Origin of the sequence: Pseudochrobactrum sp. B5 (genome assembly GCF_001939785.1) — a bacterium.
Taxonomy (GTDB): Bacteria; Pseudomonadota; Alphaproteobacteria; order Rhizobiales; family Rhizobiaceae; genus Pseudochrobactrum; species Pseudochrobactrum saccharolyticum.
Genome location: NZ_MOYL01000004.1, coordinates 162,149 through 185,910, shown reverse-complemented (window position 1 = coordinate 185,910; position 23,762 = coordinate 162,149). Strand labels below are relative to the sequence as shown.

Below are 23,762 nucleotides of genomic sequence, written 5' to 3'. Positions count from 1 at the left end.
TCAACCTATACCATCCAACTCTATACGATCATTAAAGCTGAAATCGCATCCCTGCACTAACACCTCCAAAGCCCATCAAATTGGGATATTCACGAGTAAATTATCGATCTATCATTTACCAAGATAATTTCACGTGGTGATGAACATGTTTATCAGCTGTTCAAAAATTTCTTATCAAATAATAGCTTTATTGGTTTTATTTTTTTCATCTGAATCCGTATTTGCCGCTGATTTGACCATTGCTTCCGGTGATACTGGTAACGGTCAGGCATTATTACGTAAGCAACTGGATGATTTTGAAAAAATAACCGGCAATAAAGTCGCGATCGTCGATATGCCATCCAATTCTTCCGACCAGTTTGCCCAATATCGTCTATGGCTGGCAGCTGGCAATACGGATATTGATCTTTACCGAACTGATATTGTTTGGGCTCCGCAATTGGCTGATCAGTTTCTCGATCTGAGCAGTGCAGCCAAAGATATTGTAGCAACGCATTTTCCATCAGTCATTCAAAGTCAGACTGTGAATGGTAAACTGATTGCGCTTCCGCTGTTTGCGGATGCGGCAGTGCTGTTTTATCGCAAAGATTTGCTGGAAAAATACCAAAAATCAGTTCCGAAAACTTTCGACGAGCTCACTGAAACAGCGCAATATATTCAAGATAAAGAACGTATGTCTGGCAATAAAGGTATAAATGGCTATGTGTTTCAAGCCAATGCCTATGAAGGCCTCACCTGCACTGCGCTGGAATGGATAAAATCTTTTGGCGGTGGACAAGTCGTAGAAGCAGACGGCTCAATAAGCATCAATAATGAGAACGCCATTAAAGCGCTTGAGAATGCGCATGATTGGGTTGGCTCAATAGCACCGCAGGGGGTGCTAGGCTATGGTGAAGAAGAAAGCCGTGGTGTCTGGCAAACCGGTAATGCGGTATTCCTGCGGAACTGGCCTTATGTTTATCCGCTGAGTAATAATGCAGACAGTCCTATACGTGGCAAAGTCGGCGTAACAGCTTTGCCGTCTGCTCATGCGAATGAACCATCAGCAGCAGCTCTCGGCGGATGGAATATTGCAGTTTCCAGATATTCGCAACACACTCAACAGGCCATTGAGCTTGCGAAATTCCTTGCTTCAAAACAAGCGCAGAAAGAGCGTGTAATTGCGCTTTCTCTGCTGCCGACAATCCGAACACTCTACGATGACCCACAGATAATTGATGCGCAACCATTGTTGCCGCAATGGAAACCGATATTCGAAACGGCCGTTGCGCGCCCGTCAGCGCCAACAAAAACCAAATATAATGAGGTTTCTTCACTGTTTTGGAGCGCTGTGCATGACACCTTGTCAGGAAACGGCACTGCGGCCGACAATCTTGCTCGACTTGAAGAAAAACTCACTATTCTCAAAGGAAGCGCCTGGTAACCGGAGATAGGCATGAAATGGTTACTATAGATAAAGCCGGTTCAAAATATATTGCAAAGCCATTGCAACGCTTCGATTTTTTATTAAGCCGGCAGCGAATGGCGATACTGTTTCTTATGCCTGTCGGCTTGGTTTTAGCTGTGGTTGCGTTCTGGCCATTGTTTCGCACAATCTATTTCTCCTTCACAGATGCCAGACTGACCAACCTTGATGAGGCACGCTGGCTAGGGTTGCAGAATTATCTGTCATGGAGTGAGTTACAAAGTGGACGGGTTATCTATTCCGGCTTGTTAATTGATATGGTGTGGTGGCAGGCTGTATGGAACACCATTTATTTCAGTTTCGTCTCCATTTTTTTTGAGACAGTTTTTGGCATGATTATCGCACTCGTACTGAATTGTTCATTTAGAGGGCGGGGTCTGGTGCGCGCTGCTATTCTTATTCCTTGGGCAATTCCTACTATTGTTTCAGCGAAACTCTGGGGATGGATGCTCAATGATCAGTTTGGTATTTTAAATGACCTTTTCTTGCGCATTGGTGTGATTTCGCATCCTGTTGCCTGGACAGCGAGTGCTGACACCGCGATGATTGCGGTAATCATTGTAGATGTCTGGAAAACAACTCCATTCATGGCTTTGTTGTTGTTAGCCGGTTTACAGATGATCCCGCGTGAAATTTATGAGGCGGCGCGGGTGGATGGTGTGCACCCAGTCAAACAGTTCTTCTGCTTAACCCTGCCATTGCTACGTCCTGCACTGATCGTGGCAATTATTTTCCGCATGTTGGATGCCATGCGAATTTTTGATCTGATCTATGTTTTGACACCTAACAGTTCGCAAACGAAAACTATGTCTGTTCTCGCTCGCGAAAATCTAATTGATTTTGACAAGTTTTCCTATGGCGCAGCGCAATCAACGCTGTTGTTCCTGATCCTTGCATTGATGGCTATTTTTGTGCTGAGCTTTGGCAAATCGCTCCTCCGGAAGGAGCCGCAGTAATGGTGTCAATTTTTATACGAACCTGCGCATTATACTTGCTGGTTGCGATTATTATTATACTTGCGATTTTCCCTTTTTATTATGCGATTACGACCAGCATGCAAACGGGAACGGCTCTGTTTGAAGTGCATTACTGGCCTGAAAATCTGTCTTTGGCGAATTACTACGCGGTTATCAATACGAGCAATTTCCCACGCAATATTTTCAACTCGATATTGGTTGCGAGTATAACAGTATTATTATCACTATTGTTCTCTGTGCTGGCGGCTTACGCTTTATCCCGCATACGGTTTCGCGGTCGTAATTTGATCCTGATGGTGATCCTTTCCATCTCTATGTTTCCGCAAATTGCTGTGCTCGCTGGCCTGTTTGAAACGATCCGTTTTTTGGGTCTGTATAACCGTATTGCTGGTCTCGTCTTTTCTTACATGATTTTTACACTCCCTTTTACGGTCTGGATTTTAACGTCTTTTATGCGTGAACTTCCTTTGGAGATTGAAGAGGCCGCGATTATTGACGGTGCCGGGTCATGGACGATAGTTACACGCATTTTTTTACCTCTGATGTGGCCTGCTATGGTGACAACCGGCCTACTGGCCTTCATTGCCGCATGGAATGAATTTTTATTTGCGCTGACTTTTACTTCATCCTCTGAAATGCGCACCATTCCCGTGACAATAGCATTGTTAACCGGCGTGAGCGGGCATGAAGTGCCGTGGGGTAATATTATGGCGGCATCCACGATTGTCACGATGCCATTGATTATTCTTGTTTTGATTTTTCAACGGAAAATCATTTCCGGTCTGACAGCCGGTGGTGTCAAAGGATAGAACTCATGACACATATCCAGCTGGATAATCTTCATAAATCCTATGGCACATTGCAAGTAATCAAAGGTGTTGACCTTGAGATTGCATCGGGTGAGTTCATGGTATTCGTAGGCCCGTCAGGGAGTGGAAAATCAACACTTTTACGTATGATTTCCGGACTTGAGGATATTACAGACGGCACACTTTTATTCGACGGCAATGTCGTCAATCAGCTGGCACCTTCACAGCGAGGTATAGCGATGGTGTTTCAGTCATATGCGCTATATCCGCATATGACTACTTACAGAAATATGGCTTTCGGTCTTAAATTGGCCAAGCATAGCCGAAAAGAGATTGACCGGCGCGTGCGTGAAGCTGCCGAGATGTTACAAATCACACCCTATCTTGGATCCCTGCCACGCCAGCTTTCCGGAGGACAGCGCCAGCGTGTTGCCATCGGCCGCGCTATCGTACGTAATCCGCGGGTATTTTTGTTTGATGAGCCTTTGTCCAATCTCGATGCGGCTCTTCGTGTTGCGACGCGCATAGAAATAACAAGGCTCAAACAAAAAATGCCGCAAACAACTATGATCTATGTCACGCATGATCAGGTTGAAGCTATGACACTTGCCGACCGCATATGTATCTTACGCGAAGGAAAGGTCGAGCAAGTCGGCACACCGTCAGAACTTTATGAAGCACCATGCTCATTGTTTGTTGCGGGCTTTGTCGGTTCACCCAAAATGAATATTTTGAACGGGCGTTTTGCTGCCGCGTTTGGTGCGCACACGGTTGGGATACGCCCAGAACATCTCAGACTTTCTCCGACGCCTGCGAACTGGAGTGGCAAGGTCATTTTGCGAGAAAATCTCGGCGCAGAAGCTTATCTTTATATTGATATTGGCGCGGGTGAGCCTCTGATCGTGCGGGACAATGCAACGGGCACGCCGGTAATGCAGCAAGCTGAAAAACCGACGCATATCGCCGTTAAACATAGCGAATACCTTTATAAATTCGACGCAAGCGGTCATTTCCTGGGGCGCGGCGCGACATAAGGAGACAATCTGTATGACTATTCAAACGCTCGTCTGGGGAGAGAATGTTCATGAGCAGATTAACCGGCAAGTTGGCCAGCTTTATCCTGATGGGATGCATTGTCAGATTGCCAGACTGCTGACTGAAGATAAAGACCTCTCCGTTTCAACTGCGACATTGCGGGGAGATCAACACGGGTTAAGCGATGAGAGGCTGGAAACAACAGATGTTTTGCTCTGGTGGGGTCATCAGGCACATGAGCAAGTCAGTGACGAAGTTGTGGAACGAATAATCCACCGTGTCTGGCAAGGTATGGGGCTGATTGTGCTGCATTCCGGGCATTTTTCCAAGCCGTTTAAACGGCTTATGGGAACGCCTTGCTCGCTGAAATGGCGCGAGGCCGGAGAAAAAGAGCGGCTGTGGGTCGTTAATCCTTCACACCCGATTGCCAAAGGACTGCCTCAATATTTTGAGCTTGAGAACGAGGAAATGTACGGGGAGCCTTTTACCATTCCTGACCCCTTGGAAACGGTTTTTATTTCATGGTTTGAGGGTGGTGAAGTTTTTCGTTCGGGCCTGACCTATAAGCGCGGTGCTGGTCATATATTTTATTTCCGCCCCGGTCATGAAACCTATCCTACATATTATAATCCTCATGTCGGGCAGGCTCTGCGCAATGCTGTGCACTGGGCATATAATCCAAGCAGAGTGGCTGCGATTGCCGATGCCCCCAATGTACCGGCAGATGAAGCGCCAGAGCAACTTGCCTTGCGGAGTGAGGATAACGGCGCTGGCACTGCTGCATTATAATACATTCAGGACAGGGCTATGCGCTTATTAATCCTCGGTACCGGCTCTATGGCACATAATCATGCGATGCATTTTGGCGCGATCAAAGAAGTGACAATCGTTGCAGCCGTCGATCCCAATCTTATTCGGCTGCAAGCTTTCGGACTGACTCATTCTATCCCGCGTTTATTCAACACATTAGAGGAAGCAATTGCGTGGGGTGAGTTTGATGCTGTGGCAAACGCCACGCCCGATGCCAGCCATTGTGTTACGACATTGCAGGCTCTTGATGCAGATAAACATGTGTTTTGTGAAAAACCACTGGCAACAAATTATACTGATGCTCTGGCGATGGTCACAGCCGCACAACAAAGCGGCAAAATCGGGATGGTTAATCTAAGTTATCGCAACATAGCTGAACTGTCCCAGGCACGGGATATGATCCGTGCCAGCGTAATCGGCACACCGCATCATGTCGAAGCTTCCTATTTGCAAAGCTGGTTAGTGTCAAAGCACTGGGGGGATTGGCGTAGCGATCCGGCATGGCTGTGGAGATTATCGACCAAACACGGTTCAAATGGTGTGCTGGGTGATGTTGGCATTCATATACTGGATTTTGTCACTTTCGGCTCGGATCTCGATATTGACGCTATATCCTGCCGCCTCAAAACTTTTGATAAAGCATCGGAAAATCGGATTGAAGGCTATGAGTTGGATGCAAATGATAGCTTTGTTATGACAACCAGTTTTTCCAACGGCGCACTGGGAGTTGTTCATGCCAGTCGCTGGGCGACGGGGCGTATCAACGAATTAAAGCTATGCGTTTATGGCGATAAAGGTGGCTTGGAATTACGGCACTGGCATCAGGGAACGAGCCTTGCAATTTGTACCGGCGCGGATGTTGATGACGGTAACTGGCAACAGGTAGAGGCTCCGGCCGTGCGCACGACCTATCAGTGTTTTGTCGATGCGGTAATGAAAGGAGACACGCAGGAACCATCATTTGAACAAGCGGCAAAAATCCAGCGACTGCTTGATATAGCGATGAGCTCCATGTGAATTTTAAGGGTATTTATGATGAAAAATATCTGGATAATTTCTTTTGACGGTGTCGCTATCTCGGGGATCATCACCGAAGCACTTAAATTAGCGGCTGTTCTTAAAGAAAAAGGTTTTCATATCCTTTTGGACCTTGGCTATGACATTAAAACGGATAAGGGCAATTTTGGCAAACCTTATGAAGCGTTACGATGTTATTTTCCCGATTGGGTTGAGCTCGCGCGTACTGCTGATATCCGTTCGCTATGTGATTATAATATTAATTTTTTGAATTTTGTTTTCCGTGAAGTTAATAGTATCGGAAAAATAAATTTGATATTTTCAGATTTGTACAAGAGAATAGAAAAAATCTCAGATGAACTATCTCGTAATATTTGCGAATACTGGAAGCGTGAAAACATTTCTTATATTATCGTCGAGAATGGTACACTGCCTGAAAATGTTATTTTTACGAAAGCGCTGTATAAAGCAATCGATATATATGGCCGAGAGTTAAATCTCGGAAAATTTGTAATCTGGCGCGACCATGATTTGATGTGGAGTAGTGAAACAGCAGTGCAAAAATATGGTAATGAGCCATATCACAATGCTGTAAAGCCGGTTCTCTCTCCGTTTATTCAGTATGTCACATTGCATGAAGCTGCGGCTTGGAAATTGAAACAATGGGCTGGTGCTGACATTGATTTCAGCGTTTTACCAAACACTTATAATTTTAAATATTGTGAAAATTCTGGATTTGTCAGGCCGATGCTTAAGATTAAGAGTACGGATGTTGTTCTTACCAGACCCACACGTATAATTCCGCAAAAACGGATAGATCGGGATATTCATCTGGTCAGTCACCTGCGGCAGCGTTTTGCTACTCAAGGCAGAGAAACATATTTGTTGGTTGTGGGAGATACAAATGAAAATAAGCACTGTACGGCAGCACTGAAATTATTGACGGACCAGCTCGGGCTGACAAAAAATATATTGTTTTTAGGCGGGCTTCCGTTTATTTTAGATAAGCATAATAATCATGAATTATCTGTTCAAACAATTATTTTAGCTTCGGATGCCGTCTCTTTCCTGACGTCTTATGATTATGACAGTTATGGCAATCCAATTGGAGAGGCTATATCTCTGGCTAAATGCTATTTAACCACACGTTATGAATATTACGATGCTGTTTATGGCGATCAAGGCTATTTGGCGCCGGTTATGGAGATAACCAAATATCAGGATGGCCTGCCTGATGAGACATTCATAGATGATGTCTACGAGTTGTTAAACTCTCCGGAAAAAATGCAAGCCTACGCGAAATTTAATCATCAACTAGGCCAAAAGTATTTATCTGACCAAGTATTACATAAATTTTGTAATTTTTTTAAATAATTGGCAATGTTATGCACGAGATGAAGGATCAAATACGATTATCAGTCGTTCTTCCCGTTTTTAATGAGCAGGAGATGATTGTTCGTGTTCTTGAAGCCCTGTATTATCAATATAATGATATATCTTTGATTGATCGAGATCTCTATGAGATTGTGATCGTTGATAATAATTCTACAGATAGCTCAATTGTAAAAATTCAGAATTTTCATGCCCGTCACCCGGATTTAAATCTCTACTGCATTTCAGAAAACATTCAGGGTGTCTCTTCCGCACGCAAAAGAGGAATGGACTGGGTTACGATACGTTCTCGCGAACGTGACGAAGGTAAATCAGTCGATGATAAATTTTATATATTTTCTGCAGATGCGGATTGCATTGTCGATAAACAGTGGCTCTACAAACTTTATCGTAAGATGGTAGAAGATGACGCTGATCTGGGCACGTGTAATTATTATTACGATCAAAAGCATTTCCACAGCCGTCCACATTTATGGCGACAAATTGAAAAAACATTGCGTTGCAGAGCATTCACATTTCAGCTTTTTGGCGGATTTCCCGATGGCAAAGGTTTTGCTGTTGAACGGGAAAAATATGAAGCCGTTGGTGGAATAGACATCTTCTATCAAATTAAGAATGGCTGTTTCGTACAACATTTATCAGATGATTGGGATTTTGGCATCAAGATCGTTGCGAATGGAGGGAGCAACACTTATGCCCACCATGCTATGGTGCAGATTAATAGCAGACGTGTAGACTATCTTCTGAAGGAAGTTATAAACGGAATTGCTTATGGTGCGGACGGCATCATCGTCATGAAGGATGTGCGTACCGATATTGATACTGGATTTCAAGGTGACCTGAACGATGATCAGTCGGACTTGGCATGGGATTATTCTATAAAAGATTTTGTCCCAAAGAATATTATACTTCCCTTACTTTTAAATCCGAAACTTTACAATGACCCCCAAGTTATAGATTTTTTTGGCTTTGATCTTTTAAACCGGATTATTGATCGAATTGAAGAAATAAAAATTGAGTCAGGGATATTAAACTTCAGACCAATTCATTTGTATAAAACACCTTCCTATCGACTTTATTTTGAATTTAGAGACGAGATATTCTCGCGTATGCGTAAATATATTGGTCAAGACATAGGGTATCCTCCGGAGCTACCTGATTGTCTTGATGAGGTTTTGCGACTTAATCCTGATGATTTTCACAAGTTTGTTTATTATTTTTGTGAAGATCGGGAGTCCGGCTGTGCACATAATTATTTTGCGAATGGCGGTGTTTTCTAAAGCAACTGAAAGGATTGCTCCATATAGGTAACGCTATGAAGAATATTGAAAAAGCATTAGCATCCTTGAATATTCTTGATCCGAATTATCCGCGGCCTGCGGTAGCTGATATACTGATGAAGCAGGAGAACCGGGATCTCCTGGAATATGTGTACCGGGATCCATTTGGTGCGCATGTTTTTCCCGGAGATATCGACAACTATTCCGCGACTGATTTTTTTGCTGATTTAAATCATGCGTTAAAACAAAATAATCCGATCCATTTGTGGGCATATATTCCGACTTGCCGTTATCGCTGTCATTTCTGCCAATTTCCAATAGTGCTTATAAATCCCAAAGATCCCAAATCACGGGATATGTTTACCAAAGTGATTGATTTAAATATTTCAGAAGCCCGATTATGGCTGAAGGCAGTTCCACATTTAGCTGACGTGCCAATTGGTGAATTCAATTTGTTTGGTGGTACGCCCTCTTTGTTGCCGGTTGAAGAACTCGAACGGTTGCTGGATTTTTATCGCACGCATTTCAATTTCAGTGAGGCGACTTTGCGTTTAGAAGGTGAGCCCGGCAGTTTAACCCTGCCTTTTTTGACGGCCGCTTCTTATTTAGGGATTACAAAAATTTCTTTCGGGGCTCAGTCTTTTTCGGATGAAGTTATCCGTTCATCCGGAAGAATGCATAATAGTCAGGATTGTTTTGAAGCGGTTCATAATGCCAGAATGGCTGGTTTTGAGTGGATTAGTGTTGATTTGATTTATGGATTACGTAACCAAACTGTCGATCTGGTGCGGCAGGATATATTAAAAGCGCGCGAATTAAATTTAGAGCATCTTGTTTGCACAAAACTACACCTTGAAGATTTTATGAAGACAAGAACCGGTGTGTCGATGCAACGGCCGTCAGTTTGGCAAAAAAAAATAAAGGAAAAAAACGATAGCTCCAAATTAAACATTCCAAGCCTTGGTGAACAATATCAAATGCGTGAAATTATCGATGATTTGTTGCTCAATGATTATAATGAACATCCAAATATGTATTATTACAAAAAAGGAAATGAGCCAGAAAAATGGAAAGGAATAATCACAGATCAAGATAAGCAATTTCCAGAAATTGCTATCGGTGTAGGAGGAAGTTCAAAGTGCCGTGGATCAGAATCCATAAATTATACTGAATTTTCTGATTATGAAAATGCAGTCATAAATGGCAAAATCCCTATATTATCCACTAAAGGGATATCTCCATTAAAACAGGAAATTATTTCTTTTAAAATGGCACTTTCCACTTGTCATCCTGTTATTGATGAAATTCATAAAGAAAAATTTTACGGAAAGTCCTTCTTTGACAATGGTCATATATTAAATATTTTGACTGATCTTGAAAAGAAAGAACTGATTGAAATGGATTCAAACTCAGTTACTCTCACTAAAAATGGAAGAGTTCTTTCTGAGGCCATCATTAATACGGTTTAATTACCTGTAATCTCAAAACTCTTCATAATACGTACAAATCTTTAATGGCCCGATTAACCTTACGCATTGCCATATATGAAACTCTGATGTTGAATATTCTGGAAGGCAGTGGTGCAAACTATCAAAGAATCTGAAATTTTCCTTGGCCAATTTGCAAGCGTACAAACTTCAATAAAAGATCCCTATCCCAAGGAACGGGATATTGAACTCAGCTCAAAACAACGCAAGTTTGTGATCTTCATGGAGCTTTTTATAGGGCGCTTAGCGCGACAATGTCTTCTTTGAGCGGCTGTGGCGGTCGATTAAATATGAGAGGTCTATATCCACGCCTATAAAACTGGTCTGCCCCCTAGAAAGTGATCCTTTATGAAGTATGGCTTATTAGCCGAAGAAGGACATTGAAATGGCAGCGAAAAGACACAAGGCTGAAAAGACCGTCACGAAGCTTTGTCAGGTTGACGTGTTTAATACGCAGGGAAAACCGATGGCTGAGGCGATCCGATCGAAAGGCGTAACGGAAGTCACATATTACCGCTGGCGCGCAGAATATGGTGACTGAAGAGCGACCAGTTGAAGCGCCTGAAAGAATTGGAGGCCGAGAACACTCGCCTTCGCCGGACAGTCTCCGATCTGACGTTGGACAAGATGATCCTAACGGAGGCCGCTAGGGGAAACTTCTAAGCCCCGCACGTTGCCGTGCTTATGTTGATCATGTCATCGCAAAACTGGGCGTGCCCGAACGACGGGCCTGCCTGGTTCTCGGCCAGCACCGTTCTACGCAACGTAAGGTCGCAAAGACACCAGATGACGAAGCGGCGTTGACCGCCGACATCACAGCCCCCCAATATGGCCGATATGGATATCGCCGCATCACGGCGATGCTGCATCAGGTGGGTCGGATCGCGAACGTCAAATGGGTCGGGCGGAAACACTACAACACCGTGCGCCCGCACTCATCCTTGGGCTACAAGCCGCCGGCGCCTCTGTCTGGCCACCTCAAAACGGACCTGTATCAACTCCGGCGTTAGCGATTAGGCCCAGCATGCACGAACATTAAACTCGGATCACTCTATGGGGGCAGACCAAAACTTGGACCGGTCCTGAAGGAGTGTCGACTACAACTGTCATTTTTTGATGCCATGAATAAGCTGAGTATCTATACTTATAACCCATAAAAAGAACTGCTATGGCAACAAAAAATCCAATGAAAATCTTCAAACTCTTACATCCTCGGTAGACAATTTACGCCCAGATGTTTTTTTTAAAAATCTTAAAATTTGAATATTTATGAACTACTTGCGAGAAGATTTATAATAAGAATAGAGAAAAATATAAATAAATACGAAACTGCACGGTGCTTACCGAAAAAACATCACATGTTAAGAGCATTCACATGTGCGTATTAATGCATATAAAAAAATCAACGCAACAAACATTACCGGAACCAAGCATCATAAAATGTTCAAATAGTTTTAAAAAAATCACAAGAAACCGTCACTGAACTGTTATCTGCCGCTGTTAGGTGCCTGCTCGAATAACCCGATGAGATGAAATTCATCTTGAACAGGAGAGCGCCTGATGGCCTTTGACAATAAGACATCCACCCGCACTGCATTCCCGCTCAGCCGCCGCACATTTCTGCGTGGTACAGCCGCCACTGCCTTGAGCATGCCGTTTGTTATGCGTGCCGGTGACGCTCTGTCCTCCTCCGGTAACCTGCGTATTGCTGCCTGGGCCGGTTATGTCTCGCCGGAAATGCTTGCTGCTTTTGAAAAAGCCACAGGCATCAAAGCTACCTACACCGCTTATGGCACCAATGATGAAATCCTCAACCTGATGAAAGTCAATCAGGGTCAGGGTTTTGATGTCATCTGGCCGGCGCTTGACCGCGTACCGAATTATGTTGAAGCCTCGCTCATCGCACCGATTGATGAGAGCAAAGTGGAATGGGATCGTTGCATCGACAGCGCTTTGAAGAGTTCTGAAAAACTCGGCGCGGTTGTTGATGGCAAGCGCTATCAGGTGCCAACTGATTGGGGCACAGAAGCCATTGCTTTCAACACGGAAAAATCGCCGCTTGTTTATGGTGAAGCATCTTATAGCGATCTGTGGAAGCCGGAAATGGCTGGTAAGGCCACTGTTCGCGGCCATTCGGCACTTGTTGGTCTCGGCCTGTGGCTGGAAGCCGAAGGCAAACTGCCACGCCCGCTGCTGGAAAGCTTTGCCAGCGAAGAAGCGATGCGCGCCAATTATGATGTGATCCTTAAAGAAGCGATTGCCCGTAAAGGTAATATTGCTCAGTTCTGGGCGAACCAGAATGAAGCACAGGGCGCTTTCCTCACCAATGGTTGCATCATCGGTCAGACATGGGATTCAACTGCGGCCGGTTTGAAAGAACAGGGACAGCCGGTCAGCTATATCTCGCCGAAAGAAGGCGCACTGGCATGGATGGAAGGTGTTTCGCTGCCGGTCGGCGCCGAGAATATCGATCAGGCCTATGCCTTTATGAACTGGATGCTCACACCGGAAGCCGGTGCGATGTATGCAAGCCATGCCAAGGTTAACACCACTGCTAAGGGCGCAGAAGCGCTGCTGCCGGAAGCTGACAAAGCATTCTTTGCCGCTGCCTATCCTAAAGATGCACTGGACAAACTGTGGTGGTGGCCAATTCAGGAAAGCTGGTTTGTCGAACTGCGCTCCGAATATCAGGATCAGTTCCTCGGCGCATAAACCGGATAACAGATACGGTTTTGCCTGTATCTGTGAAAACCTCCCCGCCTTTCTGCCAAACGCCGGTTTGCACTTAAAACTGCAAACCGGCGTCATTTAAAAATGAGAATCCCCATGACAGACGCAGTCAGCCTTCAGAATGTCGAGATGCGATTTGCAGCTACAACGGCCGTGAAATCTATGTCTCTGGATGTTCGCTCCGGCGAGTTTTTTTCCATTCTGGGGCCTTCCGGCTGCGGAAAAACGACCCTGCTGCGTATGGTTTCGGGCTTTTTACAGCCGAGTTCCGGCAAAATCTTAATTAATGGTCAGGATATGACCCATGTTCCGGCCAATCGCCGCCCGACTGCGATGATCTTTCAGTCTCTTGCACTGTTCCCGCTGATGCCGGTCTGGGAAAATATCGCCTTTGGTCTTGAAGTGCGCGGTGTCAGCAAAGCGCAGCGCCGCCGTGAAGCAGACCGCCTTCTGGAGCTGATTGCTCTGCCCGGCTACGGTGATCGTATGCCCCATGAATTATCAGGCGGGCAGCGTCAGCGTGTTGCCATTGCCCGCGCTCTGGCTATTGAGCCGCAGGTATTGCTGCTGGATGAGCCGTTGTCCGCGCTTGATCTGAAGCTGCGCCAGCATATGCGTGCCGAGCTTCGTGAATTGCAAAAACGTACCGGCGTGACTTTCATTTACATCACCCATGACCAGTCTGAAGCCCTTGCCATGTCTGACCGCATTGCGGTGATGAATGCCGGCCGGTTGCAGCAGGTCGGCGCACCGGTCGATCTTTACACCAAGCCTGCGACTTCATTCGTTGCTGAATTTGTCGGGGAGAATAATATTGTCTCCGGTACTGTGGTTGATACTTTTGACGATTTTGTTGTGCTGGAAGGTATCCATGGCCGTTTTATCGGCCGTCGCGGCGCCGTCTTGCAGCGCAACCAGAAGGCGCGCCTCTATGTGCGCCCTGAAGCGCTGACTTTGGACGCCGCTGAAGAAGATAACAAGCTCACCGTTGTCTCAAAACGCTTTGATTTTGAAGGTTCTTTTGCCACTGCGCATACGGTTTTGCATCATGAACAATCCCCGTTAAATATGCAGGTCACCATACCGCATAAGAAACTGCATCAGGTGCCTGAAATCGGCAGCAGTTTTACAACCGGCTTCTCCAAACAAGACGCAGTGGTGCTGGCACATGACTGAGATTTATCAACGCTTCGGCAAAATACTCGGTACATTTTTCATCGCCATTGTTACTTTCTGGCTGCTGTGTCTGGTGCTGATCCCTAATCTGACCATGCTGGATTTTGCGCTGCGCCCTAACCTGCCGCCCTCACAACTGGGCGGAGAAAAAGACGTCTATTCCGCTGATAATTTTCTCTATTTGTGGAACCATCGCAGTCATAGCGCTATCTTTCTGAAAACAATCTGGTCGAGTGCTTTTGTGACGCTGACCACTTTTGTACTGTGCTATCCGCTGGCCTATTGGCTGGCGCAGGTTGCCAGCATGCGCAAAACCGCCTTTGTGCTCGTTATTCTCATGATCCCTTACATGATGAATGAAGTACTGCGCGGGCTGGCATGGTTTATCATTCTGGCTTTTGAAGGCCCGCTGAACGCGATCCTGCTTAGCCTCGGTCTGCTGGATGAGCCGGTGCGTTGGTATGGTGACGGCGGTGTGCTGGCCGGTATGGCCTATGCCTATCTGCTGTTCATGCTGTTCCCGATGTATAATTTGATAAGCACTCTCGACCATGCCCAGATTGATGCTGCGCATGATATGGGGGCAAGTGCCTGGCGCATCCATCGCCGCATTGTGCTGCCCCATGCCAAGGTCGGAATTGCAACAGGTTGTGTCTTCACCTTCATGCTCTCCGCTGGCAGCTATATGGCTCCTGCCCTTCTCGGAGCACCCGGCAGCCGTTGGTTTACCCAGCTGATCTATGACTGGTTCTTTGAAAGCGGTAACTGGAACCGCGGTGCGGCCTATGCTGTCACTTTGCTGCTTCTATGTATGTTTGTGGTGCTGGGCACGCTGCGTCTGTTCCGCGTTAATCTTGCGAGTGCCGTCAAATGAGTAATGTTCAGTCTATTTCGGGTCAGGCCGCAAGTTACAATCAGCGCTTTTATCAGCCGACATGGCTGCAACGCCTGAGTGACAGGCTGCCGCGCATTGGTTTTGCGCTCTATATGCTGTTGTTTTTTACTTATCTGATGTTGCCGCTTGGTATCCTTGCGGCGGCGACATTTAACAGCAGCAGCTTTCCCACGATTACGCCATGGCTTGGCACCACCCTTCAATGGGTGGATGCCATGTTCAAAGATACGCAAATGTGGACTGCATTGGGCAAATCCCTGCTGATTGCCGCAGGTGTAATCGCGATTTCCCTGCCGGTAGGTACTGCGGCCGCTCTTATTCTGACCAGCCTGCACGGGCGTTCGCGTAATTTTCTCTATGCTTTGATGGTGTCGCCCCTGCTCACACCGGGGGTCGTGATTGGCATTGCCACATTATTGTTCTGGCGCAAAACAGGGATCAGCGGCGGTCTTTTCCTGACCATTTTGGCACAATCCAGTTTCATTATTTCGTTTGTGATGCTGATGATTGCAGCACGGTTGCAGCGCTTTGACCGCACAATGGAAGATGCCGCGCTCAGTCTCGGTGCTTCCCGCGCTTATGTGTTCCGCCGCATTCTGCTGCCCTATCTGCGTCCGTCTTTGCTGGCAGCGTCATGTATCGCGTTTCTGCAATCCTTTGAGAATTACAATACAACCCTGTTCGTGCGCGGCACCGAAACGCCCCTCACCATCTTTATCGCAGCCAAAGTCCGTGCGGGTCTTACACCTGCTGTGAATGCTCTCGGCTTAACGATGATGATACTCACCATTACCGGTGCAATCGGCTGGGAGATTGCCCGTCGCAGAAAACGCTCATAGGTTGTTGAGTACGGGGCGCGGTTCAAAAAATATGCTGCGTCCCCTGCTGTTCCCTTCCATAATCTGCTGAGTGTTTTTCTGTTTCTGAACAGAAACTGAGAAAGGTTGCAGAAAAACCGGGACTATCCATAAAACCTGTGATGCGATAGAAACGCGGAAGAGCGCGGTTTTCAAAACAGACAGGGATCAGTTATGAACAATAAAAGCTATTTTACCGGCGGAGTGTTCAATGTATTCTGATATTGAGATTGCCCGCGCAGCCCAAAAGCGCCCGATCATTGAAATTGCCGCGAAACTGAATCTCGGGTCTGATGATCTGTTGCCTTATGGCCATGATAAAGCAAAACTGACCCATAATGTGGTGAACAGGCTTAAATCCGGCCGCAAGGGCAAGCTTATTCTGGTCACTTCGATCAACCCTACACCAGCCGGAGAAGGCAAAACCACAACTTCTGTAGGGCTGGGCGATGCACTGAACAAAATCGGCAAGAAAGCGGTCATTTGTCTGCGTGAGCCAAGCCTCGGGCCAAATTTTGGCATGAAAGGCGGCGCGGCAGGCGGCGGAAAATCACAAGTCATTCCGATGGAAGATATTAATCTTCATTTTACCGGCGATTTTCACGCAATCAGCAGTGCTAATAATCTGCTCGCCGCAATGATCGACAACCATATCCATTGGGGCAACAGCTTAAGATTTGATACACGTCGTATCAGCTGGCGGCGCGTGGTTGATATGAATGACCGCGCATTGCGGGATATAACAGTTGCACTCGGTGGCCCTTCCAACGGTTATCCGCGCGAAACCGGATTTGATATTTCCGTTGCTTCCGAGGTTATGGCGATCCTCTGCCTTGCGGAAGATCTGACCGATCTGAAAGCACGTCTGGCGCGGATCATTGTTGGTTATAATCTTGATAAACAACCGATTACGGCCGCAGATTTGAAGGCCGACGGGGCTATGACGGCGCTGCTGAAAGATGCATTGCAACCAAATTTGGTGCAGACAATTGAAAATAATCCCGTGCTTATTCACGGCGGGCCATTTGCCAATATTGCGCATGGTTGCAACAGTGTTATCGCGACGAAAACAGCATTGGCACTTGGTGATTATGTGGTGACCGAGGCTGGTTTTGGTGCTGATTTGGGTGCTGAAAAGTTTTTCAATATCAAGTGCCGCAAAGCCGGACTGAGCCCTGATGCCGTTGTTGTTGTCGCAACAATCCGTGCATTGAAAATGAATGGCGGTGTGCCAAAAAGTGAACTTAGCACCGGCAATGCAGAAGCATTGAAAAAAGGCTCAAGCAATCTCATCCGGCATATCCGCAATGTCCAAAAATTTGGCCTGCCGGTTGTGGTTGCAATCAATCATTTTGCTTCCGACACGCATGAAGAAATCGCTGTACTTAATGATGTTTGCAACGAGGCCGGTGTTAAAGCTATTCTCTGCCGGCATTGGTCAGAAGGCGGTGCGGGTGCAGAAGACCTCGCCTATGAAGTTGCAAAACTTGCCGATAATAATGATGCCGAGTTGCAGCTGCTTTATGAGGACAGCCTTCCTCTGTGGGAGAAAATCCAGACAGTAGCGCGCGAAATCTATGGTGCAGAACAGGCCAGAGCAGAACCGTCAGTTCTGAAACAGTTGGAACAATGGGAGCGCGACGGGTTTGGGCATTTGCCTGTCTGCATGGCGAAAACGCAGTATAGTTTTTCTGTCGATCCGACCGCTTTAGGCGCACCTTCAGGCCATATCGTGCCTGTCCGTGAAGTCAAACTCTCTGCCGGAGCCGGTTTCATTGTCGCTATTTGCGGGAACATTATGACCATGCCTGGCCTGCCGAGAACACCGGCGGCAGAACATATCGGGCTTAATCACAATAATGAAATTCAGGGATTATTCTAAATCTCTGCCTGCATAAAATTCAACGCCTGCCTGTGTAAACGCACCGGCAGGCGTTGAAAACTATAAGTCAGATACACACATTACGATATCCGATAACAAACCTATTTATTACATAATTTTTATTCCAAGCAGTTCACCTTGTAAAACCCTATGTGCCGGTCAGGCCATTCTGCTCTTCGATATTTTGTTTATGTCAGCTCAATTTCTTCAAAAATCCGGAGCCCTTGCTCAATCGGACAGGGAGCAACTTGACCTTCGTTAAAACCGGAAAAAGAGCAGACACAATACACACAGACAGCTTGTATCCCGCATAAAACTTACGCAATCGCAGCACATTTCAAAGCCGGAAGTCTGCACTCAGCGTCACGTTCAAAATTATATTCACCTGTATTTAAGAGAGATATGAGGATGTCTGAGAACTACAATATATCTCTCAAATTTATAGAAACCTGTGATAAATACAGTGAAAACCTGTTCTATTCTGACAGATCAGCAGATTTAACCTATGGCGAAATGCGCACCATGGTCATCAATCTGGCTGGTTTTATTTCTCAGGGGAACAATCTCAAGAAAGTTGGCATCCTCGGCACAAAAAGTCCGGAAGCCTATGCAGGTATTCTCGCAGCCGGTTATGCAGGCGCTACTTATGTGCCGCTTAATCTGAAATGGACAGAGCACAGAATAGTGCAATTGCTTGAAGCATTGCAGTTGGACGCGCTCATTGTGGACAAGCAAGGGCTTGCCCTGCTCACTCCGGCGGTATTAAGTGCCGCTCCGGATATGATCATTGTACCAAGTGATGAAGATATTATCCCTGCCCGCCCCGTGCAAAACATCACTGCATTCTCCGGTCTTAAAGCGGCTCAACTTCCGGAGCCTGCCTTCGTCAGCAAACAAGAACTGGCCTATATTATATTCACTTCCGGCACGACGGGACTGCCGAAAGGCGTTATGATCTCAGCCGGAGCGCTTGAGAGCTATATTGAGCAGGCCAGACTCTGGACACAGCTGACCCCTCAGGACAGGCTTGCCGAAACATGCGATGTGACTTTTGATTTAAGCGTCCATAATCTTTTTTTATGCGTTGATGCGGGTGCGTCTCTGCATATTCTCTCGTCACTGGAGATGCTGGCACCAAGCCGCTTTATCCGTGAGCGTTCTATTACAGTCTGGATGTCTGTCCCCACTCTGGCAGCGATGATGCGCAAAAGCGGGGCTCTCAAACCGGATAGTTTGCCGACACTCCGCTCATCAATTTTCTGCGGGGAACCTCTGCCGGTCGCAACTGTTGAGGCATGGTCAATAGCAGCGCCTGACAGCATGATTGATAATATTTACGGTCCGACCGAAGGAACAGTCATCTGCCTGCGTTATCGGGTGCAGTCTGATCCGGTCATAACCCCCGGCCGTGATATTATTGCGATCGGCACACCTTATCCGTCCATGCAAGTTGCGGTTCTTGACGCTCAGCAGCGCCCTCTTCCAAACGGGCAGGCTGGTGAAATTGCGCTCTGTGGCCCCCAGCTCGCTGAAGGCTATTTCACTTATGCCAATACCAGTCAAACAGACCGTTTTCGTGAGATTGAAGGCCAGCGTTGGTATCTGACCGGAGACTTGGGGATGCGTGATGACAACGGTATTTATCACCATCTTGGCCGCACGGATAACCAGATCAAGCTCAAGGGTAACCGCATTGAGCTGGAAGAGGTAGAAGCGCATCTCAGACATGCGGCACAAAGCGAAATGGTTGCAGTTATCGCCTGGCCGATTATCGAGAATTCCGTTCAGGGATTGGTTGCGTTCTGCACCAGCCCGCTAAAAGAAAACGAGATAAAATCTACGCTGCTGAAAAATCTGCCCCGCTATATGGTGCCGGAAAATATTCACATACGGGATGCGCTCCCCGTGAATATCAACGGCAAAGTTGACCGCAAACAACTCCTTGAACAAATGTAATTTTTTCCTGCAATTCAATACGGAAATTAAAATGTCTTCCTTGGATATTCAAAATATTAAAGAGCATATTACCGGCATTCTTTCGGGCTATAATATTCATCAGATTGCAGAAGATCAGCCGCTATTTTCTTCCGGATTGCTGGATTCTCTTGCTGCGGTTCAGATCCTGACGCAGTTAGAAACCGATTTTGATATTGATCTCGCCGATGAAGACTTTGATATCAATCATATAGACAGCCTTCAGTCGCTTGAGAGCTATTTAATGACACGGAAAAGCTGAGCGCTTTCGTTCATTTAACATACCCGTTTCCCCTGCTTTTTTAAGATTGAACGATGAAGCTGCGCCCTTTATCCATTGACCAGCTGGATTACGCCTCAGAACTTCTGAATGAAGGTTTTCATAAGCGCACGGCTGCGACCTGGAAGGCAAATCTGCTTGATATATTTAATCATGCAGAAAAGCTTGGCCACTCGACAATCGGCTATATCGCTTTCAACAAAAACGGCGATATCGGCATCTGCCTGACAATTCCGTTGGTTCGCTCGGTCTATGAGCAAAAGCCTGTAGCAGCGGCCAATCTGGCGGCATTCTATCTCAGGCAAGACTATCAGTGGATGGCAGCCCTGTTCCTGCGACGTATCATATCGGTCGCTGATATTGATTATGTTGATGTTACAGCGATTGCCACGATGCGAAAAATCAATACGCATTTGGGATTTTCAACATCTGCCATTGCTACACTCGTTGTGCCGCTGACAATTGCAGCTTTTCGTCCTTCTAACGGAGCATCAATACAGGCTTATGACCCGCTGGCGTCAGAAGATTTTTCTGAACACACAGCACAAATACTCAGCGATCATATCAGTCTGGGTTGTCTGGTTCTCATGGTCGAAGTAAATGGTGAACGTCATCCTATTATTTTAAAGCCTAAGAAAAGGGGCAGTCTTCGCAGTGCCAGAGTTATACTGGTGAAAGACCGGTCTTTGATTTACGATAGTCTTGGCACGCTTGCCCGATATCTGATGTTGCGCGGCTATTTTTTCCTTGAGATGGATGTAATCAAAAAGCCTGATCTGTGGGGATGTTCGTTGCGCAAGAGATCTGCACCTGTTCAGTCAACACTGCCAAGACTGAATAGTGCAATCGATCATACCTATACTGAACTCGTGTTCATTTTGTAATTGAGAGCGGCACGGACACGGTAAGAAACACAGCGTCACCTTCGACCCTGTTTTCCGCTGCAAATTCATGAAAATATTTAATGCGCGTGGAAACGGGAAGTTTATTCACCTCGAAATTCCAGCCAATTGTTGCGCCGACAGAGGCCACGCGGCCTTTAAACGGACCTGCTGCCCCCTCACCGCTGTCGCCCGAAAGCTGCTGATAGTAATAGCCGATCAGTCCTATATCGAATTTTTCATTAATATGCTGCACTGCAGCCCATTCAAAATGAAATTCATTACCGGTTTTGTAATTGGTTACCGGATTTTCGGCATTGAATGTGACCCCGACAGCAGCAGAAAGATCAAGCCCGATATTCGGATCGAGCCATGTCGTTGCGGCAAAAACATCTGCTCCCCAATGATGAAAGGCGATATTCGATATCTCGCCCTCCTGATAATTTCCAATAGGGACATTCACCATTGTTCCCAGCTGATAATGGAAATTGCCCTTCTGCCAGCCGAGAAAACCGCTGACCACCGGATCGCCGATCGTAAAAATATCATCCTTTACATTGCCGGAAACATCACCGAAACGCGACGCGCTTAATACCAAGTCGGCTTTTGTTCTTTTCCATCCGAATGGAATTGTTGCGCCGATGCCTAAATGTCCGCCAGCTATTTCTTCCGGCAAAACCCATATGACGGACGACAGATTTATCAGTGCAGCGCCATTGACACCGGCTGCCAGTTTGCCACCGGTTGGCAACTGCTTGCTGCCACCGATTTTTCCTGAATAATAATAAATGTCGTTTTGGAAGAAAACACCGGGAGGGGGAGTAATAGCAGCACCGGCACCCTTGGAGCCTAAGAGATAAAAGCCCGCCCCTCCTTCTGCCGCGGATACGGCTGAAGACATAGCAGCGAGAAAAGCAACAGATAAAGATAACCGGCTGGCTGATCGGACTTTCATTGCACGCCTCCCCTTGCACAATTTGATCCGAAACTTTGATGGAGCGGCCGGAATATTCAAGAACGTTACGGTAAATCGGGGTAAACGAACGCATTGTCCGGCAGTCTTTTAGTGCCGTAAATCGTGAATTTCAGAGAGGTTGTCAGGGTAATCTATGCCGTCAGCACGGACATTTCTGCTGCGCCAGATTTGTTGCCATTGTTTCAAAAACTTCAGGGGTAACCCGCACCTGTTTTTGTAATTCTGTTTTTGCTGACGGCGGCATGGTTCTTGTCAAAGTTGCCAAATGAAAGCCGACAATCCTGTTTGCATGTACAGGCAATCCATCCGCACGTAATTTGGCTTCCTGCCGGTTGCCACGACGAAGAGCATCGAGCAAAAGCACAAGCTGACCTGTGACAGGTAAGGTTTTAAACCGGCGTTCATCATCCGCCAAAAGCTGGTGAGCCTGCCCCCAGTTGCCATTGGTGAAATAAGCCAGTGCAACAGCCGATTTAAGCTCCCTGTTATTCGGATTGAGCGCAATTCCCCGCTCGCCTTTTCGCAATGCCAGATCAATATGACCTGCACTCAAATGCGTTTGCATCAGCGAGAATAAGACCCTGTCCGATGCAGGAGCGAGTATAGCGGCTTTATGTGCCAGCCTCAGACTGCGTTCGCTTTTCTCAATATCTGGAATATCTCCTGTATTGCTAATCAGCACACGCGCCAGTGCGGCCATTGCATCGCTGTCTGTCGGACGGATTTTAAGTGTGCGCTCCAGACAGTGTTCATCCTCGCTAAGAGGTAATCCGTTCGCCAGATTAATTTCAGCTTTGACGACGCAGCTATTCCCAAAAACGGCAAGATTATTTTCATTCACAAGTCTGGTATTGATGATGCCATTGCTGGCTGCAATCTTATAAGAAAGCTCCGATGCGAGATATTGCTCAATCTGATTATGTGTCAAATCCGCTGCTGAGACTTGCTCGACACCGGAGCCAATAATCTCATTTTTTGAACTGTCTTTAATCCGCCATGACAAATAATGCGTGTCACCTTCAGTCCGGTATTTCATACGGATGAGAAATGCCGGAATGCTTTCATTTGGATTATGCGCAACACCATTATTTATTTTAAGTATGAGCGTGTTAAAATTGTTAACCGCGTTAACAATGGTGTCTCTCACAGTTTCTGATTCATGATTGCTGACTGAGTCATCATTCTTAAAATCAATAACAACAACCGGCTTTTCTGTGTCGATACCACCGTGAGAAAATAAAGAAATAGAGAATATTGATACTAATGGAATTATTATTGAGACTATAAATATAAACCATTTCTTATGCGCAGAATATCCGCTTTCTGTTTCACCCGGATAAAACCCATTATCACCGCCAGACCTTGTTACAGTTCTGTTCCTGCACCGGTTGAAAGTTAAAATATAGTGACCTTTCGGTAGTCCGATCTCAATCCGCTTCTCGCGGCCGAAAGCCTGATAATATTGCACAAGTACAGACCGAAGCCGGCTAAGCTCAATGCGTACAATCGGGTCTGTTGAAGGGTCAAAACTTGTTGGGCGTCCCAGCACATCAATTGCAATGGAATAGCCTTTGATCGCTTCTGGTTTTCCGGAAAAATGATGCTCAGCAATATAGCGCAAAATGGCCTTTCCGCGCTCAGTAATGTGAAATCGCTCATCAGAAAGCAATTCCTCAAGAACGGATCGCGCTTCAAGGACAGGAATATCAGTCAGGTCCAATGCATATCTATTCTGGGTCATTATCCGTACACGGGTTAGGACATGTTATTGCATATGAACGGGCTATAAATTCACACAGTCTCTATTGTTCGTCAATCGGTGCATCCTTTATTTTAGAG

The 23,762-nt window shown here is 46.3% G+C and carries 19 protein-coding genes and 1 pseudogene; 18 read left to right on the top strand and 2 right to left on the bottom strand.

All coding sequences use genetic code 11. The features are described 5' to 3' along the window. Positions 1-145 precede the first annotated feature (145 nt). From BKD14_RS13120 to BKD14_RS13025, 18 genes and pseudogenes are all read left to right on the top strand, one after another. Positions 146-1,423, top strand: a complete 1,278-nt coding sequence (locus BKD14_RS13120; protein WP_075656681.1) for an ABC transporter substrate-binding protein — start codon at positions 146-148, stop codon at positions 1,421-1,423. 98 nt (positions 1,424-1,521) lie between these two features. After that, positions 1,522-2,421, top strand: a complete 900-nt coding sequence (locus BKD14_RS13115; protein ID WP_245293653.1) for a sugar ABC transporter permease — start codon at positions 1,522-1,524, stop codon at positions 2,419-2,421. 2 nt (positions 2,422-2,423) lie between these two features. Beyond that, positions 2,424-3,251, top strand: coding sequence for a carbohydrate ABC transporter permease (locus BKD14_RS13110; RefSeq protein WP_175576114.1), 828 nt, complete (start codon positions 2,424-2,426; stop codon positions 3,249-3,251). A gap of 5 nt (positions 3,252-3,256) precedes the next feature. Then, positions 3,257-4,285 (top strand): ABC transporter ATP-binding protein, encoded by a 1,029-nt coding sequence (locus tag BKD14_RS13105; RefSeq protein ID WP_075656677.1) that lies wholly within the window; start codon positions 3,257-3,259, stop codon positions 4,283-4,285. Positions 4,286-4,298: 13 nt separating this feature from the next. After that, complete coding sequence (locus tag BKD14_RS13100) at positions 4,299-5,075, top strand: ThuA domain-containing protein (protein WP_075656675.1); 777 nt, start codon at positions 4,299-4,301, stop codon at positions 5,073-5,075. A gap of 18 nt (positions 5,076-5,093) precedes the next feature. Continuing rightward, a complete protein-coding gene (locus BKD14_RS13095) occupies positions 5,094-6,113 on the top strand; it encodes a Gfo/Idh/MocA family oxidoreductase (protein WP_075656673.1) in 1,020 nt (339 codons plus the stop codon). Between the two features lie 18 nt (positions 6,114-6,131). Beyond that, positions 6,132-7,487 (top strand): hypothetical protein, encoded by a 1,356-nt coding sequence (locus BKD14_RS13090; RefSeq protein ID WP_083647125.1) that lies wholly within the window; start codon positions 6,132-6,134, stop codon positions 7,485-7,487. A gap of 11 nt (positions 7,488-7,498) precedes the next feature. Then, entirely contained in the window at positions 7,499-8,785 is a 1,287-nt protein-coding gene (locus BKD14_RS13085; RefSeq protein ID WP_348625529.1) for a glycosyltransferase family 2 protein, read from the top strand. A gap of 35 nt (positions 8,786-8,820) precedes the next feature. Continuing rightward, complete coding sequence (locus BKD14_RS13080; protein ID WP_075656669.1) at positions 8,821-10,254, top strand: radical SAM protein; 1,434 nt, start codon at positions 8,821-8,823, stop codon at positions 10,252-10,254. A gap of 403 nt (positions 10,255-10,657) precedes the next feature. Further along, positions 10,658-11,138 (top strand): annotated as a pseudogene (locus BKD14_RS19555) (transposase); the annotation flags it as partial. A gap of 694 nt (positions 11,139-11,832) precedes the next feature. After that, positions 11,833-12,984, top strand: a complete 1,152-nt coding sequence (locus BKD14_RS13060; protein ID WP_075656663.1) for an extracellular solute-binding protein — start codon at positions 11,833-11,835, stop codon at positions 12,982-12,984. Positions 12,985-13,098: 114 nt separating this feature from the next. Continuing rightward, the gene (locus BKD14_RS13055) at positions 13,099-14,178 is read left to right on the top strand and encodes an ABC transporter ATP-binding protein (RefSeq protein ID WP_075656660.1); all 1,080 of its coding nucleotides are present in this window, start codon (positions 13,099-13,101) and stop codon (positions 14,176-14,178) included. Further along, positions 14,171-15,052: an ABC transporter permease gene (locus BKD14_RS13050; RefSeq protein ID WP_075656658.1), complete on the top strand. Its 882-nt coding sequence runs from the start codon at positions 14,171-14,173 to the stop codon at positions 15,050-15,052. Before BKD14_RS13055 ends, BKD14_RS13050 begins: the two co-directional genes overlap by 8 nt. Beyond that, on the top strand, positions 15,049-15,912 hold the full coding sequence (locus tag BKD14_RS13045) for an ABC transporter permease (RefSeq protein WP_083647123.1): 864 nt from the start codon (positions 15,049-15,051) through the stop codon (positions 15,910-15,912). The genes BKD14_RS13050 and BKD14_RS13045 overlap by 4 nt, the downstream gene beginning before the upstream one ends. 229 nt (positions 15,913-16,141) lie before the next feature. Next, positions 16,142-17,812, top strand: coding sequence for a formate--tetrahydrofolate ligase (locus BKD14_RS13040; RefSeq protein ID WP_075656656.1), 1,671 nt, complete (start codon positions 16,142-16,144; stop codon positions 17,810-17,812). 408 nt (positions 17,813-18,220) lie between these two features. Further along, positions 18,221-19,768, top strand: coding sequence for an AMP-binding protein (locus BKD14_RS13035; RefSeq protein ID WP_075656654.1), 1,548 nt, complete (start codon positions 18,221-18,223; stop codon positions 19,766-19,768). 31 nt (positions 19,769-19,799) lie between these two features. Next, complete coding sequence (locus BKD14_RS13030) at positions 19,800-20,048, top strand: phosphopantetheine-binding protein (RefSeq protein ID WP_075656652.1); 249 nt, start codon at positions 19,800-19,802, stop codon at positions 20,046-20,048. Positions 20,049-20,101: 53 nt separating this feature from the next. After that, positions 20,102-20,950: a hypothetical protein gene (locus tag BKD14_RS13025; protein ID WP_075656650.1), complete on the top strand. Its 849-nt coding sequence runs from the start codon at positions 20,102-20,104 to the stop codon at positions 20,948-20,950. Here BKD14_RS13025 and BKD14_RS13020 read toward each other — a convergent pair. Together BKD14_RS13020 and BKD14_RS13015 are read right to left on the bottom strand one after the other, a co-directional pair. Beyond that, on the bottom strand, positions 20,940-21,848 hold the full coding sequence (locus BKD14_RS13020) for a transporter (RefSeq protein ID WP_245293652.1): 909 nt from the start codon (positions 21,846-21,848) through the stop codon (positions 20,940-20,942). The genes BKD14_RS13025 and BKD14_RS13020 overlap by 11 nt on opposite strands. A gap of 214 nt (positions 21,849-22,062) precedes the next feature. Then, positions 22,063-23,664, bottom strand: a complete 1,602-nt coding sequence (locus BKD14_RS13015; RefSeq protein ID WP_075656646.1) for a hypothetical protein — start codon at positions 23,662-23,664, stop codon at positions 22,063-22,065. Positions 23,665-23,762: the final 98 nt, after the last annotated feature.

Excerpts from the sequence above, each read along its gene's own strand:
- BKD14_RS13120 (WP_075656681.1), top strand. The coding sequence starts at position 146 with ATGTTTATCAGCTGTTCAAAAATTTCTTATCAAATAATAGCTTTATTG.
- BKD14_RS13115 (WP_245293653.1), top strand. The coding sequence starts at position 1,522 with ATGGCGATACTGTTTCTTATGCCTGTCGGCTTGGTTTTAGCTGTGGTT.
- BKD14_RS13105 (WP_075656677.1), top strand. The coding sequence starts at position 3,257 with ATGACACATATCCAGCTGGATAATCTTCATAAATCCTATGGCACATTG.
- BKD14_RS13100 (WP_075656675.1), top strand. The coding sequence starts at position 4,299 with ATGACTATTCAAACGCTCGTCTGGGGAGAGAATGTTCATGAGCAGATT.
- BKD14_RS13095 (WP_075656673.1), top strand. The coding sequence starts at position 5,094 with ATGCGCTTATTAATCCTCGGTACCGGCTCTATGGCACATAATCATGCG.
- BKD14_RS13090 (WP_083647125.1), top strand. The coding sequence starts at position 6,132 with ATGAAAAATATCTGGATAATTTCTTTTGACGGTGTCGCTATCTCGGGG.
- BKD14_RS13085 (WP_348625529.1), top strand. The coding sequence starts at position 7,499 with ATGCACGAGATGAAGGATCAAATACGATTATCAGTCGTTCTTCCCGTT.
- BKD14_RS13080 (WP_075656669.1), top strand. The coding sequence starts at position 8,821 with ATGAAGAATATTGAAAAAGCATTAGCATCCTTGAATATTCTTGATCCG.
- BKD14_RS13060 (WP_075656663.1), top strand. The coding sequence starts at position 11,833 with ATGGCCTTTGACAATAAGACATCCACCCGCACTGCATTCCCGCTCAGC.
- BKD14_RS13055 (WP_075656660.1), top strand. The coding sequence starts at position 13,099 with ATGACAGACGCAGTCAGCCTTCAGAATGTCGAGATGCGATTTGCAGCT.
- BKD14_RS13050 (WP_075656658.1), top strand. The coding sequence starts at position 14,171 with ATGACTGAGATTTATCAACGCTTCGGCAAAATACTCGGTACATTTTTC.
- BKD14_RS13045 (WP_083647123.1), top strand. The coding sequence starts at position 15,049 with ATGAGTAATGTTCAGTCTATTTCGGGTCAGGCCGCAAGTTACAATCAG.
- BKD14_RS13040 (WP_075656656.1), top strand. The coding sequence starts at position 16,142 with ATGTATTCTGATATTGAGATTGCCCGCGCAGCCCAAAAGCGCCCGATC.
- BKD14_RS13035 (WP_075656654.1), top strand. The coding sequence starts at position 18,221 with ATGTCTGAGAACTACAATATATCTCTCAAATTTATAGAAACCTGTGAT.
- BKD14_RS13030 (WP_075656652.1), top strand. The coding sequence starts at position 19,800 with ATGTCTTCCTTGGATATTCAAAATATTAAAGAGCATATTACCGGCATT.
- BKD14_RS13025 (WP_075656650.1), top strand. The coding sequence starts at position 20,102 with ATGAAGCTGCGCCCTTTATCCATTGACCAGCTGGATTACGCCTCAGAA.
- BKD14_RS13020 (WP_245293652.1), bottom strand. The coding sequence starts at position 21,848 with ATGTCTTCAGCCGTATCCGCGGCAGAAGGAGGGGCGGGCTTTTATCTC.
- BKD14_RS13015 (WP_075656646.1), bottom strand. The coding sequence starts at position 23,664 with ATGACCCAGAATAGATATGCATTGGACCTGACTGATATTCCTGTCCTT.